Consider the following 14,635-nt stretch of genomic DNA (forward strand, 5'->3'; position numbering starts at 1 on the left):
TGTCGCCCGGCATCCACTGCAATCCGTGCGTGCCGCAGCGGTCGCGCGTCAGATGAGGAAGCCGCGCAGCAGCGCCTCTGAACCGGCGAGGTGGTCGAGGACGGCGGCCTCGGCGGCATCCGCCTGCCCTGCGAGGATCGACGCCACGATGCGCTCGTGCTGCGCGTCGGAGTGCTCGATGTTGCGCGGCAGGAGCGGGAACGTGTCGAGCCAGGCGTTCACCCGCGCCCGGTTCTCGACGACGAGCGGCAGGAGTGAGGGGATGCCGCTGGCCTCCGCGATCGCGAGGTGCAGCAGCGAGTCGAGTCGGCGGTAGTCTGCCTCCTCGGCGCCCGCGGTCGCGCGGTGGCGTTCGTCGAGCTGGGTGCGGGCGGCATCCGTCAGCTCGCGAGACGCCGCCGCGCGGGCGGCGCCGGCCTCGAGGACCCGCCGGAGCCCGAGGACGTCGTCGAGCTCCGCCGCGTCGACCGGCCCCGCGGGCACCGGCAGCGGATCGGCGACGAACGTGCCGCCGTACCGGCCGCGCCGCCGCTCGACGTACCCGGCGTCGGCGAGCTCGCCGATCGCCTGCCGAACGGTGTCGCGGCTGACGCCGTACCGTTCGGCGAGGTCGCGCTCCGAGGGGAGCGACTCCCCCGGCGCGACGACGCCGAGCCGTACGGTCTGCACGAGCCGCGCGACGGTGTCTTCGAGCGCGTTGCCGCCGCGCACCGGCCGGTAGACGGTGCGGCCGAGATCGGGCGACGACGCGGCGCGGGTCACAGCGGCGTCACGTAGGCGTTGGTGATGCCGCCGTCGACGACGAACGCGTTCGCGGTGATGAACGAGGAGTCGTCCGAGGCGAGGAACGCGACGGCGGCCGCCATCTCCTCGGGTTCGGCGAAGCGGCCCATCGGCACGTGCACCAGGCGGCGCTGGGCGCGCTCGGGGTCCTTCGCGAAGAGTTCCCGCAGCAGGGGCGTGTTGACCGGTCCCGGGCAGAGGGCGTTGACGCGGATGCCCTGCCGGGCGAACTGGACGCCGAGCTCGCGGGTCATCGCGAGCACACCGCCCTTCGACGCGGTGTACGAGATCTGCGACGTCGCCGAGCCGAGCAGCGCGACGAACGACGCCGTGTTGATGATCGAGCCCTTGCCCGCCGGCACCATGTGACGCAGGGCCGCGCGCGAGCAGAGGTAGACGCTCTTGAGGTTGACGTCCTGCACCTTGTCCCACGCGGGCAGCTCGGTCGTCTCGATCGAGTCGTCGTCGGCGGGCGAGATGCCGGCGTTGTTGAACGCGATGTCGACCGAGCCGAGGTCTGCTGCGACCCCGTCGAAGAGCGCGTCGACGGATGTCTGGTCTGCGACGTTCACCTGGCGGAAGACGCCGCCCACCTCGTCGGCGGCCTTCTGGCCGGTCTCGGGGTCGAGGTCGGCGATGACGACGCGGGCCCCCTCGGCGGCGAACCGCCGCGCGGTCGCGAGACCGATGCCGCTGGCACCGCCGGTGATGATGGCGACGCGGTCGCGCAGGCGCTGGGTGAGGTCCATTCTGGGAGGTCCTTCCGGGTCAGGAGGTGGCGTAGAAGACGTTCTTGGTCTGGGTGAAGTGCTCGGCCGCGTCGGGTCCGAGTTCGCGGCCGAGGCCCGAGGCCTTCATGCCGCCGAACGGGGTCGTGTAGCGGACCGACGAGTGCGAGTTGACTGACAGCACCCCGCTCTGCACGCCTCGGGAGACACGGATGCCGCGGCCCAGGTCGCTCGTCCAGATCGAGCCCGCGAGCCCGTAGACGGTGTCGTTGGCGAGCGAGACCGCATCGGCCTCGTCGTCGAACGGCAGCACCGCGACGACGGGCCCGAAGACCTCCTCGGTCGCGATGCGGTCGCCGCGGCCGGCGAGCACGACGGTCGGCGCGAACCAGAACCCGTCGCCGTCGGGCGCGGAACCGCGGAACGCGACGTCGGCCCCGTCGACATACCCGGCGACGCGGTCGCGCTGACCGGCGGAGATGAGCGGACCCATCTCGGTCGACTCGTCGTTCGGGTCGCCGACGCGCCACGCGGCGACGGCCGGCTCGACGAGCTCGAGGAACCGGTCGGACACCGAGCGCTCGACGAGCAGCCGGCTGCGGGCGCAGCAGTCCTGTCCGGCGTTGTCGAACACCGACCCGGGGACGGCCGCGGCGGCCGCCTCGAGGTCGGCGTCGGCGAACACGATGTTGGCGCTCTTGCCGCCGAGCTCGAGCGTCACGGGCTTGAGCTCGCGCGCGCAGCCCGCGGCGACCTCGGTCCCGACGCGGGTCGACCCGGTGAAGACGACCTTCCGGACATCGGGGTGCGTCACGAACCGCTCGCCGACGACGGGACCCGCACCCGGGATGACGGCGAAGACGCCGTCCGGGAGCCCCGCCTCGAGCGCGAGGTCGCCGAGGCGCATCGCGGTCAGCGGGGTCATCTCGGCGGGCTTCAGCACGACGGCGTTGCCGGCGGCGAGTGCCGGCGCGAACCCCCATGCCGCGATCGTCATGGGGAAGTTCCACGGCACGATGATCCCGACGACCCCGTACGGCTCGTGGTAGGTCACGTCGAGTCCGCCGGCGACCGGGATCTGGCTGCCGATCAGTCGTTCCGGCGCGCCGGCGTAGTAGTTGAGCACCTGCGCGACGTGCGAGGCCTCCCACCGGGCGGACGAGATCGGATGCCCCGCCTCGAGCACCTCGAGCTGGGCGAGCTCCTCGACGTGGTCCTCGACGACGCGTGCGAAGTCCCGCAGGGCGTCGGCGCGGGCGACGGGGGCGAGCTCGGCCCATGCGCGCTGCGCGCGGACGGCGCGGGCGATCGCGGCATCCGTCTCATCGACCGACGCGAGCGCGACGTCACGGACGGCAGCGCCGGTGGCGGGGTTCAGGACGGTGAAGGAGCTCACGCGGTGACCCCCCGGTGCGCGACGGCGTAGGCGTCGGCGGCGGCAACCAGGCCGAGGAAGAGTCGCCGGTCGGCGGAGTTCTCCTCGGGGTGCCACTGCACCGCCACGAGGTAGTCGTCGCCGGGCGTCTCGAACGCCTGCACGAGGCCGTCGTCGGTGCGCGCGGTCACGACGAGCCCCTCGCCGAGGCGGTCGACGCCCTGGTGGTGGTAGCTGTGGACGCCGTACGGACCGGCGCCGATGAGGCCCGCGAGCTTCGTGTCGGCATCCACCTCGACCGTGTTCTCGGCGAAGACGCCGCCGCCGATCTTGTAGCGCTCGGTGCCGAGCGCTTCGGGCAGGTGCTGGTGCAGCGTGCCGCCGTAGGCGACGTTGATGAGCTGCAGGCCGCGGCAGATGCCGAAGACCGGGATGCCGCGCTCCCGCGCTCCGGCGAGCAGGGCGAGCTCCCACTCGTCGCGGTCCGCGCGGGCAGGATCCGTGAGCGGATTCCGGGGCGCACCGTACAGCTCGGGCTGCACGTCGAGGCCGCCGGTGAGGATGAGCCCGTCGAGTCCGTCGAGGACGACCTCGGCCGCAGCCTTCGCGGACGGCTGCGGCGGCAGCAGCACGGCGACGCCGCCCGATGCGGTCACCGCGTCGAAGTACTGCTGCGGCAGGAAGCTCGCGCGGACGTCCCAGACGCCCTGCACCGCCCGCTCGAGGTAGGTGGTGAGTCCGATGACGGGGCGGCGGTCGCCCGCGGGATCAGAGACGCTCGAAGCCACGGATGCGCTCCCAGTCGGTCACGGCGGCGTCGTAGGCGAGGACCTCGACACGTGCCTGGTGCAGGTAGTGGGCGACGACGTCCTCACCGAACGCAGCGCGCGCGATCTCGGACTTCTCGAAGAGGTCCGCCGCCTCGCGGAGCGTCGTCGGCAGGTGATCGACGTCGGAGTCGTAGGCGTTGCCGGTGAGCGGTGCGGGCAGCGGCAGCTCGTGCTCGATGCCGTGCAGGCCGCCCGCGATGATCGCCGAGATCGCGAGGTAGGGGTTCACGTCGCCGCCCGGCACGCGGTTCTCCACGCGCAGCGACGACCCCTTTCCGACGACGCGCAGCGCGCACGTGCGGTTGTCGACGCCCCACGCGATGCCGGTCGGGGCGAACGAGCCCTTCGCGAACCGCTTGTACGAGTTGATCGTCGGCGCGTAGAGCAGCGTGAACTCCTTCAGTGTCGCGAGGATGCCGGCGATCCAGTGCTCCATGAGCGGACTGAACCCGTACTCGCCGTCGCCGGCCATGACCGCCTCGCCGTCCTCGCCGCGGACGGAGAGGTGGATGTGGCAGCTGTTGCCCTCGCGCTGGTCGAACTTCGCCATGAACGTCAGCGACTTGCCGTGCGCGTCGGCGATCTCCTTGGCGCCGTTCTTGTAGATCGTGTGCTGGTCGGCGGTCTCGAGCACCTCGGCGAAGCGGAACGCGATCTCCTGCTGGCCGTCGTGGCACTCGCCCTTCACGCCCTCGCAGTACAGGCCCGCGCCCTCCATGCCACGGCGGATGTCGCGCAGCAGGGGTTCCAGCCGGGTGGTCGCGAGCAGGTTGTAGTCGACGTTGTAGTCGGTGGATGCCTGGAGTCCGACGTAGCGCTTGGCCCAGGCATCCCGGAACGAGTCGTCGAAGACGATGAACTCGAGCTCCGTGCCCGAGTAGGCGACGAGGCCGCGGTCGGCGAGGCGCTGCCGCTGCGCGTTCAGGATGCCGCGCGGCGACTGCACCACGGCGCCGCCGCGCACGTACTCGAGGTCGGCCATGAGGAGCGCGGTCGCCGGCTGCCAGGGGATGCGGCGGAGCGTGGCCATGTCGGGACGCAGCACGAGGTCGCCGTAGCCCTTGTCCCAGCCCGACATCTCGTAGCCGTCGATCGTGTTCACGTCGACGTCGACCGACAGCAGGTAGTCGCACACCTCCGCGCCGTGACCGGCGACCTCGTCGAGCCAGAACCGGCCCGCGACGCGCTTGCCGACGAGGCGTCCCTGGGCGTCGGGGAAGGCGACGATCACCGTGTCGATCTCGTCGGCCGCGATCGCTGCGGCGAGGTCGTCCACTGACAGGTTTCCAGGCATCCGTCGTCCTTCCGTCGTGCGGGGGTCGGGTCTGTCACAAGAACGCTACATGGCAAAGGTAGACAGGGCATACCAATAGACGCCACACTCTTCCGCAAGGCGTGAGCCAGCGCGCCCACCCGACGGCGCCCACCGCGCCGACCGCAGCCAGGAGGTCTCATGACGAATCCGAGCACCACTCCCCCCCGTACCGGCGGCGTCCGCTACGCCCGAGCCGAGGACGGCCACTTCGAGAAACGCACGCTCAAGCGCTCGGCCGGAGTCTGGGGACTCTGGGGCCTCGCTGTCGCCGCCGTCATCTCGGGGGACTTCTCGGGCTGGAACTTCGGCATCGACTTCGCCGGGTTCGGCGGCATGCTCATCGCCTTCGCCGTACTCGTGCTCATGTACTACGGCCTCACCTTCTCCATCGGCGAGATGGCCGCGGCCATGCCGCACACCGGCGGGGCGTACTCGTTCTCGCGCTCGGCGATGGGGCCCTGGGGAGGGCTCGCGACGGGCCTCGCCGAGACGATCGAGTACGTCGCGACGACCGCGGTCGTCGTGTACTTCTCGGGCTCGTATGCGAATCAGGCGCTCGAGCTGCTGACCGGGATCAGCCTGCCCGCGTGGCTCTGGTGGGTCGTGCTGTACGTGCTGTTCATCGGGCTCAACGCGGCCGGTGCCGCGGTCTCGTTCCGGTTCGCGATCATCGTGTCGATCATCTCCATCGGGATCATCGTCGTGTTCGGCGTCATGGCCCTCGCCTCGGGCGCCTTCTCGTGGGCGTCGCTCTGGGACATGGCCCCGAACCCCGACGCGTTCGGCGCATCGACGTTCCTGCCCGAGGGCATCGGCGCGATCCTGTTCGCCCTGCCCTTCGCGATGTGGTTCTTCCTCGGCATCGAGGAGCTGCCGCTCGCTGCGGAGGAGTCGCACGATCCGGCCCGCGACATCCCGCGCGCGGGACTGTGGGCTCGCGGCACCCTCATCGTCACCGGCCTGATCGTCCTGTTCCTCAACACCGGCGTGCTGGGTGCGGAAGCGACCGGCACCTCGGTGGAGCCGCTCCTCGACGGGTTCAAGGCGTTCCTGCCGCCGCAGGCCGCGGCGATCCTTTCCCTGCTCGCCCTGATCGGCCTGCTCGCCTCGCTGATGGGCATCATGTTCGCCTACGGGCGCAACATGTACTCGCTGTCGCGGGCGGGCTACTACCCGCGGTGGCTCTCGCTCACCGGCAAGCGTCAGACGCCGTGGGTCGCACTCACCTTCGGTGCGGTGCTCGGCTTCATCGCGCTCGTCATCCTGCAGGCCGCCGGCGGCGACACGAGCCCGGCCGGTGCGATCGTGCTGAACATCGCCGTGTGGGGCGCGGTGCTCGCGTACTTCCTGCAGATGGTGTCGTTCATCATCCTGCGCAAGAAGTTCCCGAACGCCGAGCGCCCCTACAAGAGCCCGTGGGGTCTCTTCGGGGCATACTCGGCCGCGATCATCGCGGCGATCGTCTTCGTCGGGCTGCTGTTCAACCCGACGTTCCTGCTCGCCATCGTCGCGATCATCGTCGTCTACGTCGTGATCTTCATCGGGTTCGCGCTCTACGGGCGCAAGCGCCTCATCCTCTCTCCCGAGGAGGAGTACGCGCTCTCGGGCGGCCTGCACCGCGACCCGCAGCGCGAGGGCTACGACGCCATGGAGAAGGAGGTCTTCGGCGACCGTCGCCCCTGAGAGACCCGGACGGGCCGGGCGCTGCTGAGGGCGCGCCCGGTCCGTCCGCATGTTCGCCCCCGTTCGCGGATGCAAGAGTTCGCGCCCGACACGCCGAGCACCGCGCCACGGATGCCGGGTGTCGCCCGGCATCCCTTGCATCCGTCGACGCCTCTCAGCCCTCCCTGACCCGACGCAGGTACCCGAGCGTGAGCGGCAGGTTCTCGTCGAGCGACAGCATCGAGTCGATCGTCAGCCGCGCATCGGTCCAGCCGTCGAAGCCGACGGATCGCGCGCGGACCGCGTCCCAGGTGGGCTCCGCGAATCCCGCCAGCGGCCTTCGCCGAGTCTCGAGGCGGCGGCGATGCTCCTCCGGGTCCGAGCAGATCACCTCGACGAACGCGATCGCGACCCGCTGCTCGGCGGCCAGTGATCGCCACTGCTGCCGCGCGAGTTCGGCGTCGTTGACGGCGTCGACGATGACGTCGGCACCGATGCGGAGCTGCTCGCGCGCGAGATCCTCGGCCACGACGTAGGCCGCCAGCCCGGTCGGCTGGCCACGGTCGATGCCCGCCCGCCACAGCGCGGCCTCGATGGGATCGACCGACAGGATCGCGCAGCGGAGCTCGGTGGCGAGCCGCACCGCGATGGCGCTCTTCCCCGACGCGGGCAACCCTGCCAAGACGATGAGCATGGCCCCATCCTCGCCTGTTGTCGGAGGGAAGGATCGTGCGCGACTCGCCCTGGACCACGACGACCCCGGGGCTAGGGTGTGGGCATGAGCCACGCCGGAGCGGGGATGCCCCTGCGCGACTATCGGATCCACCGCTATGTGAACGCGTTCTGCCCGACGTGCCACGAGGAGGATCCGGACCGGCCGCTCAGCGAGGTGCGCAGGCTGTCCGGATGGCTCGCCGACCGCGACGGCACGGTCTGGCTGGAACGCGGATGCCCCGACCACGGTCTCGTGCGCACGCTCTACGACGAATCGGCCGAGATCCTCAGCTACCTCGAGCAGTGGACCGCCCCGACGAAGGTCCACGGGCCCGATACGACCGGCAACTTCAAGCCGGTGCCCTCGGCGTATGAGGACGGGCTGCCGCAGATGCAGACCCAGCACACCTGCATCCTCCTCGAGGACCTGCTCGACCACTGCAACCTGAAGTGCCCGACGTGCTTCGCGGAGTCGAGCCCTGCGGCATCCGCGATCGCGCCGCTCGCCGAGGTGCTGGCGTCGGTCGATGCGCGTCTGGCCAGGGAGAACGGCCGCATCGACGTGCTCATGCTCTCGGGCGGCGAGCCCACCCTCTACCCGTGGCTCGAGCAGCTGCTCGAGCACCTCGTCGCGCGCCCCGTCGTCCGCATCCTCTTGAACTCCAACGGCCTCCGCATCGCGCAGGACGACGCCTTCGTCGAGGTGCTGAAACAGCACCGTGAGCGGGTCGAGGTGTACCTGCAGTTCGACGGCGTGACGGCCGAGGCATCCGCTTTCCATCGGGGCGCGGACATCCGCCGGTTCAAGGAACGCGCGATCGAGCGGCTGTCGGATGCCGGGGTCTTCACGACCCTGACGATGACGGCGACACTGGGCGTCAACGACGGCGAGATCGGCGCGGTCATCCGGAAGGCGATGGCGACGCCGTTCGTGGGCGGCGTCACCGTCCAGCCGGTCTTCGGGTCGGGACGCTCGTCGGGCATCGACCCGAACGACCGCCTCACGCACACCGGGGTGCTGAACCGGCTCGGCCCGCAGACCGACGGTGAGGTCACCTGGCGCGACCTCACCGCACTGCCGTGCAGCCATCCGCACTGCTGCTCGGTCGGATATCTGCTCAAGGACGACGCCGGCGAGTGGAAATCCCTGGTCGGGCTCATCGGGCACGAGCGGTTGAAGGATTTCCTCGACTTGCAGCCCGACATGATCGCCAACCGCATCGCCGACAGCAACGTGAACAAAGCCATCCGTGAGGTCGTGAAGGGCTCGCTCCTCGACCTGCTGAGCGAGCAGTCGTCCCTGTCGCATCCGTCGATGAGCTCGATCTGGCGGGACATCTGCCAGAACTGCGACCTCGGCATCGGGACCCTCGCAACCCTGGCCGCGTCGAAGCTGCCGGGACAGCACGCACGGCTGCGCAAGATGATGGGCGAGCGCGTCCTCCGGATCACGGTCAAGCCGTTCATGGACATCAACACGATGATCGAGGAACGGCTCACGCAGTGCTGCGTCCACGTCGCGACGGTGAACGAGTCGACCGACGCGCACCAATGCGCCCCGTTCTGCGCCGTGCAGGCGTGGGCGCCGCTCGGTCGCACCCGCCTGTCGACCGCGACCGGCGGCCGGCGTCAGATCCCGGTGAGCGTGTCGTGAGCGCGGCCGGCTTCGGCCACCTCAACCAGCGCGACGAGACCGTCGCGGACCCGGTCGCCCCGTTCGACCCGCTGCGGCTGTGCGTGTTCGCGACGATCGCGGCGATCGCCGCCGTGACGGGGCCGCTCGCGGTCGCCGTCTTCGCCGGAGTCGCGATCGCAGGGTATGCGCGGGCTCGGCGGGCGGGACTCCTGCGGTCGCGCTGCAAGCTCGGCGACACGCGCCTCGTCCTGGTGTATCTGTGCGTGCTCGAGGTGCTCGCCCTGGCGGCGATCCCGCTGTGGGTGCTTCTCTGGCTGAAGCTGCTGGGCTGAGCCGTGTTCCCCCTGCTGAGCGATCTCGCCCCCTGGCTGCCGCGGATCGACACGCACGCCGCGTTCGTGGGTCTCGGTCTGATGGCGGCGGGAGTCGTCTTCCTCGTCGAGAAGCGGCGCCGGGGGGTGACCGACCCGCGCATCGCCTACCTCGTGCTCGGCGCGCTCGTCGGCGCCGCCGTCCTCTCGCGCCTCGGCACGTGGGCTCAGCACCTCGATCCCTCGAAGAACCTGTCGCTCATCGATCAGCTCGCCTACGGCAACGCGTCGATGCTGTCGGCACTCGTCGGCGCCTGGCTCGGTGTGCACGTCGCGAAGCGGATCGCACGGTATCCGGACCGTTCCGGTGACCTCTTCGCCCCTGCCGTCGCGCTCGCCATGGCCGTCGGACGGATCGGATGCCTCCTCACGGAGCAACCCGGAACCCCGACCGGCGCCGGGTGGGGGATCATTCTCGACCCGGCAGCGGCCTCGCGGGTGGGCGCGCCCGCGGGCGTGCCGCTGCACCCGAGCTTCGTCTATGAGATCGTCTTCCACGCCGCGGCCTTCGCGGTGCTCTGGTTCTGGTTGCGGCACCGGCCCATCGCGCCGGGCGAGACGCTGACCCTGTATGTCGCGGCGTACGCCGTGTTCCGTTTCGCCGTCGAGTTCGTCCGCGGCAACGAGGTCGCATGGCTCGGACTCACGAGGCCGCAGCTGTTCCTCGCCGTGACGATCCCGCTGCTGCTCGCCCGCCTCGCCTGGATGGCCTCGCGCGGACGGCTCACCCTGCACGACACCCCACCGATCAAAAGGATGGCCGCCGATGTCCCCCGAACCTGATCGCCCCGACGACGCCGAGCCGACGCCTCCCGCTGACCCGCCGGCGGGTCCGCCCGCGGACGCGCCGCAGGCCCCTCTGGCGGGCGAGTCGCAGGGTCCGCTCGCCGGCGAGCCCCCTGCCGGGCCGCCCTCCCCGGCGCCACCGCTGGCCGGCCCGCCCTATCCGACCCCGCCGCACCCCGGCGCACCGGGCATCTCGCCGGAGCCGCCCGGGTACGGGCAGCCCCCGGGACCACGGCGGCTGAGCTTCGGCGCCGGCGTCGGCATCGGCACAGGCATCGGATGCGGCGCCTACGTCCTCGGCGGCCTCCTCGCCATCGCGCTGATCTCCACGGGGCTGGTCGGCTTCCTCGCTCCGTTCGTGATCATCGCCATCGTCGGCGTTGCGCTCATGTTCTCCGCACGCACGCGCCCGATCGGCACCGGCATCCTCATCATCACGGCCGCCGCGTGGATCCTCGTCCTCGGCCCGTGCGTCGCCCTGCTGGCGCCCGGCGGCTTCTCCTGACGCGCCCCGTTCGCGGATGCAACAGATCCGCCGCGACACCCCGATGATCGGACGACGGATGCCGGGTGTCGCCCGGCATCCATCGCATCCGCTGACGGCCGCTCAGAGCGGAAGGCGCAGGCACACGAGTCGCTGGCGCGATTCCCACGACGGGACCGCAACGAAACCCTGCTGCGCGTACAGTGCGAGCGCGTCCGTACGCCAGTCCCAGACCGAGAGCCGCAGGCCGGTCGCACCGGCGGCACGGCCGCGGGCCGCGGCATCCGCCATCAGTGCGGATCCGGCACCCGACCGACGCCCTGCGGGCGCGACCCAGAGGCGCTTGATCTCGACGTCGGCGCCCGCGCGGTGCAGCACCACCATGCCGATCGCCTCGCCGTCGCGAGCCGCGACGATGACGTCAGCACCGGCGAAGGATGCCGCGGGGTCGCGCACCTCGGCCGCGTACCGCTCGGGCAGCTCACCGGGCGCGGCGACCCCGTGCGCGACCTTCTCACCCTCGGTCTGCGCGTGGTAATCGGCCAGCATCGCCGAGACCGGCCCGCGATCTGCACTGTCGAGAACGGCGGGGCGGATGGAGACGGTCACCCGACCATCCTCGCCTGTTCGCGGATGCAATGGATCGCGCCCGACACGCCGACGATCGGACCGCGGATGCCGCGTGTCGCCCGGCATCCGTTGCATCCGACGACGCGGCCACCGGGTTGAATGGACGGATGCGCTGGACCCTCCGCCCCTCGACGCCCGACGACGCGACGTGGATCGCCGAACTCCGAGCCGTGGTCATGCGCCCCGACCTGGAGCGCCTCGGGCGGTACGACGAGCATCGCGTGCGGCAGCGATTTCTCGACGCCTTCGATCCGACCCTCACTCGCGTGATCGTCGTCGACGGAACGGATGCCGGGTCGATCGCCGTCCGTCCGGCCCCCGACGGCACCTGGCTCGAGCACTTCTACCTCGCCGCGTGGGTCCAGGGGCACGGCGTCGGCACGGAGATCCTGCGGGCGACGCTCGCGGAGCTCCACCCGGCCCCGTGGCGCCTCAACGTCCTGCAGGGAAGCCCCGCCCGCCGCCTGTACGAGCGGCACCGCTTCGTGCTCGACACCGAGGACGAGGTCGACGTCTTCCTGGTGCGCCAAGACTGAACGACGAAGGGGCCGGATGCTCCCCACTCCCACTCCGCCTGTTGCTACGCAACAGGCGGAGCCTCTGGGAGCGTGGGCCCACGCATCCGACCCCTGTCGCTCTGGTCGCTTACGACCCGGCGATGATGTCCGGGCTCGCGGTGATCTCGCCCGCGGCGCCCACACCGACCGCCTCGCGGCCTTCCTGGCGGGTCGTCGCGAAGACGAAGGCGTTGTTCTCGACGTCGACCGCGACGTGGTCGCCGGCGTTCAGCTCGCCCCGGAGGATCCGCTCGGAGAGCTGGTCCTCGACCTCGCGCTGCATGGCGCGGCGCAGGGGCCGGGCACCGAGAGTCGGGTCGAACCCGATCTCGATGAGGCGGTCCTTGGCGGCATCCGTCAGCGCGACCGTCATGTCGCGGTCGAGCAGCCGCTCGCTGAGGCGCTTCGTGAAGAGCGTCACGATCTGGCGCAGCTCGTCCTTGTTCAGCTGCGGGAAGACGATGACGTCGTCGACGCGGTTGAGGAACTCGGGCTTGAAGTGACGCTTCAGCTCCTCGTCGACCTTGCCCTTCATCCGCTCGTAGGTCGTCTGCGAGTTGCCCTCGACCTGGAAGCCGACGGGACCACCGGCGATCGCCGACGAACCGAGGTTCGTCGTCATGATGATCACGGTGTTCTTGAAGTCGACCACGCGACCCTGACCGTCGGTCAGGCGACCCTCTTCGAGGATCTGCAGCAGCGAGTTGAAGATGTCCGGGTGGGCCTTCTCGATCTCGTCGAACAGGACCACGGAGAACGGCTTGCGACGCACCTTCTCGGTGAGCTGGCCGCCCTCTTCGAACCCGACGAATCCGGGAGGGGCACCGAACAGCCGCGAGACCGTGTGCTTCTCGCCGAACTCCGACATGTCGAGGGAGATCAGCGCGCCCTCGTCGTCGAAAAGGAACTCGGCGAGCGCCTTGGCGAGCTCGGTCTTTCCGACACCCGTGGGGCCGGCGAAGATGAACGAGCCCGAGGGGCGGTTCGGGTCCTTCAGGCCGGCACGCTGGCGACGGATCGTGCGGGAGAGGGCCGCGATGGCCTCCTCCTGACCGATGACGCGCTGGTGCAGAGCCTTCTCCATGAAGACGAGACGGCTGGTCTCCTCCTCGGTGAGCTTGAAGACCGGGATGCCGGTGGCCTGCGCCAGGACCTCGGCGATCAGCCCCTCGTCGACGACCGCGTGCGACGCGACGTCACCCGAGCGCCACTGCTTCTCGAGGCGGAGACGCTCGGCCAGGAGCGACTTCTCCTCGTCGCGCAGGGCGGCGGCCTTCTCGAAGTCCTGCTCCTCGCTGGCGGCTTCCTTGTCCTCGCGGACCTTGGCGATCTTGTCGTCGAACTCGCGCAGCTCCGGCGGGCTCGACAGGATGGACAGGCGCAGGCGGGCGCCGGCCTCGTCGATCAGGTCGATGGCCTTGTCGGGCAGGAAGCGGTCCGAGACGTACCGGTCGGAGAGGTTCGCCGCAGCGACGATGGCGCCGTCGGTGATCTGCACCTTGTGGTGCGCCTCGTAGCGGTCGCGCAGCCCCTTCAGGATGTTGATCGCGTGGGGAAGGCTCGGCTCCGCCACCTGGATCGGCTGGAAGCGGCGCTCCAGCGCGGCATCCTTCTCGAAGTGCTTGCGGTACTCGTCGAGGGTCGTCGCACCGATCGTCTGCAGCTCGCCGCGGGCGAGGAGCGGCTTCAGGATGCTGGCGGCGTCGATCGCACCCTCGGCGGCACCCGCACCCACGAGGGTGTGGATCTCGTCGATGAAGACGATGATGTCGCCGCGCGTGCGGATCTCCTTGGTGACCTTCTTCAGGCGCTCCTCGAAGTCACCGCGGTAGCGGGACCCGGCGATGAGCGAACCGAGGTCGAGCGAGTAGACCTGCTTGTCCTTCAGCGTCTCGGGGACCTCGTTCTTCACGATCGCCTGGGCGAGGCCCTCGACGACGGCGGTCTTGCCCACGCCGGGCTCGCCGATGAGGACGGGGTTGTTCTTCGAGCGGCGCGACAGGATCTGCATCACGCGCTCGATCTCCTTCTCGCGCCCGATGACGGGGTCGAGCTTGTTGTCGCGCGCGGCCTGCGTCAGGTTGCGGCCGAACTGGTCGAGGACGGCCGACCCGCCCTGGGCCGTGGCCTGCGCCTGCTCGCCGGCACCGGTCGAGACGCCCGCGGGCTCCTTGCCCTGGTAGCCGCTGAGCAGCTGGATGACCTGCTGGCGCACCTTGTTCAGGTCGGCGCCGAGCTTGACGAGCACCTGCGCGGCGACGCCCTCACCCTCGCGGATGAGCCCGAGCAGGATGTGCTCGGTGCCGATGTAGTTGTGGCCCAGCTGCAGCGCTTCGCGCAGCGACAGCTCGAGCACCTTCTTGGCACGCGGCGTGAACGGGATGTGACCCGTCGGCTGCTGCTGCCCCTGCCCGATGATGTCCTGGACCTGCTCGCGCACGGCGTCGAGCGAGATGCCGAGGCTCTCGAGGGCCTTGGCGGCGACGCCTTCGCCCTCGTGAATCAGGCCGAGGAGGATGTGCTCCGTGCCGATGTAGTTGTGGTTCAGCATCTTCGCCTCTTCTTGGGCGAGCACCACCACACGACGTGCACGGTCTGTGAATCTCTCGAACATCGTCTCCACCTCCACTCGACGCACTGGCGGCGTCTTACGTAGAGGCTAACGACGGTGGGATGCCGGTATGCCCGTGTTCGCCGTGGGCATACCGGCATCGGGGGTTGCGGTCGCGGCATCCGTGGGCATAACGTTTTTCGATAACAACGA

The 14,635-nt window shown here is 70.3% G+C and carries 14 protein-coding genes; 6 read left to right on the forward strand and 8 right to left on the reverse strand.

Features of this window, described 5'->3' with window-relative positions; genetic code table 11:
• Positions 1-48: 48 nt before the first annotated feature.
• From KZX17_RS02980 to KZX17_RS03000, 5 genes are read right to left on the reverse strand one after another with little or no spacing between them, the layout of a single operon-like run.
• Entirely contained in the window at positions 49-762 is a 714-nt protein-coding gene (locus KZX17_RS02980; RefSeq protein WP_248170829.1) for a FadR/GntR family transcriptional regulator, read from the reverse strand.
• Entirely contained in the window at positions 759-1,532 is a 774-nt protein-coding gene (locus KZX17_RS02985) for a 3-oxoacyl-ACP reductase (protein ID WP_248170828.1), read from the reverse strand. Before KZX17_RS02985 ends, KZX17_RS02980 begins: the two co-directional genes overlap by 4 nt.
• Positions 1,533-1,551: 19 nt before the next feature.
• The gene (locus tag KZX17_RS02990; RefSeq protein ID WP_248170827.1) at positions 1,552-2,907 is read right to left on the reverse strand and encodes an aldehyde dehydrogenase family protein; all 1,356 of its coding nucleotides are present in this window, start codon (positions 2,905-2,907) and stop codon (positions 1,552-1,554) included.
• Positions 2,904-3,674, reverse strand: coding sequence for a gamma-glutamyl-gamma-aminobutyrate hydrolase family protein (locus tag KZX17_RS02995; protein WP_248170826.1), 771 nt, complete (start codon positions 3,672-3,674; stop codon positions 2,904-2,906). Before KZX17_RS02995 ends, KZX17_RS02990 begins: the two co-directional genes overlap by 4 nt.
• Positions 3,655-5,010, reverse strand: a complete 1,356-nt coding sequence (locus KZX17_RS03000) for a glutamine synthetase family protein (protein ID WP_248170825.1) — start codon at positions 5,008-5,010, stop codon at positions 3,655-3,657. Before KZX17_RS03000 ends, KZX17_RS02995 begins: the two co-directional genes overlap by 20 nt.
• A gap of 159 nt (positions 5,011-5,169) precedes the next feature.
• Here KZX17_RS03000 and KZX17_RS03005 point away from each other — a divergent pair, with 159 nt between their 5' ends.
• The gene (locus KZX17_RS03005) at positions 5,170-6,714 is read left to right on the forward strand and encodes an amino acid permease (protein WP_248170824.1); all 1,545 of its coding nucleotides are present in this window, start codon (positions 5,170-5,172) and stop codon (positions 6,712-6,714) included.
• A 154-nt stretch (positions 6,715-6,868) separates the two neighbouring features.
• Here the strand turns inward: KZX17_RS03005 and KZX17_RS03010 are convergent, their stop codons facing one another.
• Positions 6,869-7,387 (reverse strand): AAA family ATPase, encoded by a 519-nt coding sequence (locus tag KZX17_RS03010; RefSeq protein WP_248170823.1) that lies wholly within the window; start codon positions 7,385-7,387, stop codon positions 6,869-6,871.
• Positions 7,388-7,471: 84 nt separating this feature from the next.
• On the opposite strand from KZX17_RS03010, the gene KZX17_RS03015 reads away from it, so the two are divergent.
• From KZX17_RS03015 to KZX17_RS03030, 4 genes are read left to right on the forward strand one after another with little or no spacing between them, the layout of a single operon-like run.
• Entirely contained in the window at positions 7,472-9,061 is a 1,590-nt protein-coding gene (locus KZX17_RS03015) for a radical SAM protein (RefSeq protein WP_248170822.1), read from the forward strand.
• The gene (locus KZX17_RS03020) at positions 9,058-9,375 is read left to right on the forward strand and encodes a hypothetical protein (RefSeq protein ID WP_248170821.1); all 318 of its coding nucleotides are present in this window, start codon (positions 9,058-9,060) and stop codon (positions 9,373-9,375) included. Before KZX17_RS03015 ends, KZX17_RS03020 begins: the two co-directional genes overlap by 4 nt.
• Before the next feature lie 3 nt (positions 9,376-9,378).
• On the forward strand, positions 9,379-10,197 hold the full coding sequence (locus KZX17_RS03025) for a prolipoprotein diacylglyceryl transferase family protein (protein ID WP_248170820.1): 819 nt from the start codon (positions 9,379-9,381) through the stop codon (positions 10,195-10,197).
• The gene (locus KZX17_RS03030) at positions 10,181-10,705 is read left to right on the forward strand and encodes a hypothetical protein (RefSeq protein ID WP_248170819.1); all 525 of its coding nucleotides are present in this window, start codon (positions 10,181-10,183) and stop codon (positions 10,703-10,705) included. Before KZX17_RS03025 ends, KZX17_RS03030 begins: the two co-directional genes overlap by 17 nt.
• A 102-nt stretch (positions 10,706-10,807) precedes the next feature.
• Here the strand turns inward: KZX17_RS03030 and KZX17_RS03035 are convergent, their stop codons facing one another.
• Positions 10,808-11,293, reverse strand: a complete 486-nt coding sequence (locus tag KZX17_RS03035) for a GNAT family N-acetyltransferase (RefSeq protein ID WP_248170818.1) — start codon at positions 11,291-11,293, stop codon at positions 10,808-10,810.
• 128 nt (positions 11,294-11,421) lie between these two features.
• Here KZX17_RS03035 and KZX17_RS03040 point away from each other — a divergent pair, with 128 nt between their 5' ends.
• Positions 11,422-11,850 carry a GNAT family N-acetyltransferase gene (locus KZX17_RS03040; RefSeq protein WP_248170817.1) on the forward strand — a complete coding sequence of 143 codons (429 nt, stop codon included), beginning with the start codon at positions 11,422-11,424 and terminating at the stop codon, positions 11,848-11,850.
• A gap of 109 nt (positions 11,851-11,959) precedes the next feature.
• Here the strand turns inward: KZX17_RS03040 and KZX17_RS03045 are convergent, their stop codons facing one another.
• A complete protein-coding gene (locus tag KZX17_RS03045; protein WP_248170816.1) occupies positions 11,960-14,485 on the reverse strand; it encodes an ATP-dependent Clp protease ATP-binding subunit in 2,526 nt (841 codons plus the stop codon).
• Positions 14,486-14,635 lie beyond the last annotated feature (150 nt).

It is taken from the genome of Microbacterium sp. EYE_78 (assembly GCF_023149035.1).
GTDB lineage: Bacteria > Actinomycetota > Actinomycetes > Actinomycetales > Microbacteriaceae > Microbacterium.

Coding starts and splice junctions, on each gene's coding strand:
- KZX17_RS02985 (WP_248170828.1), bottom strand. CDS start 1,532: ATGGACCTCACCCAGCGCCTGCGCGACCGCGTCGCCATCATCACCGGC.
- KZX17_RS03000 (WP_248170825.1), bottom strand. CDS start 5,010: ATGCCTGGAAACCTGTCAGTGGACGACCTCGCCGCAGCGATCGCGGCC.
- KZX17_RS03005 (WP_248170824.1), top strand. CDS start 5,170: ATGACGAATCCGAGCACCACTCCCCCCCGTACCGGCGGCGTCCGCTAC.
- KZX17_RS03010 (WP_248170823.1), bottom strand. CDS start 7,387: ATGCTCATCGTCTTGGCAGGGTTGCCCGCGTCGGGGAAGAGCGCCATC.
- KZX17_RS03015 (WP_248170822.1), top strand. CDS start 7,472: ATGAGCCACGCCGGAGCGGGGATGCCCCTGCGCGACTATCGGATCCAC.
- KZX17_RS03030 (WP_248170819.1), top strand. CDS start 10,181: ATGTCCCCCGAACCTGATCGCCCCGACGACGCCGAGCCGACGCCTCCC.
- KZX17_RS03040 (WP_248170817.1), top strand. CDS start 11,422: ATGCGCTGGACCCTCCGCCCCTCGACGCCCGACGACGCGACGTGGATC.
- KZX17_RS03045 (WP_248170816.1), bottom strand. CDS start 14,485: ATGTTCGAGAGATTCACAGACCGTGCACGTCGTGTGGTGGTGCTCGCC.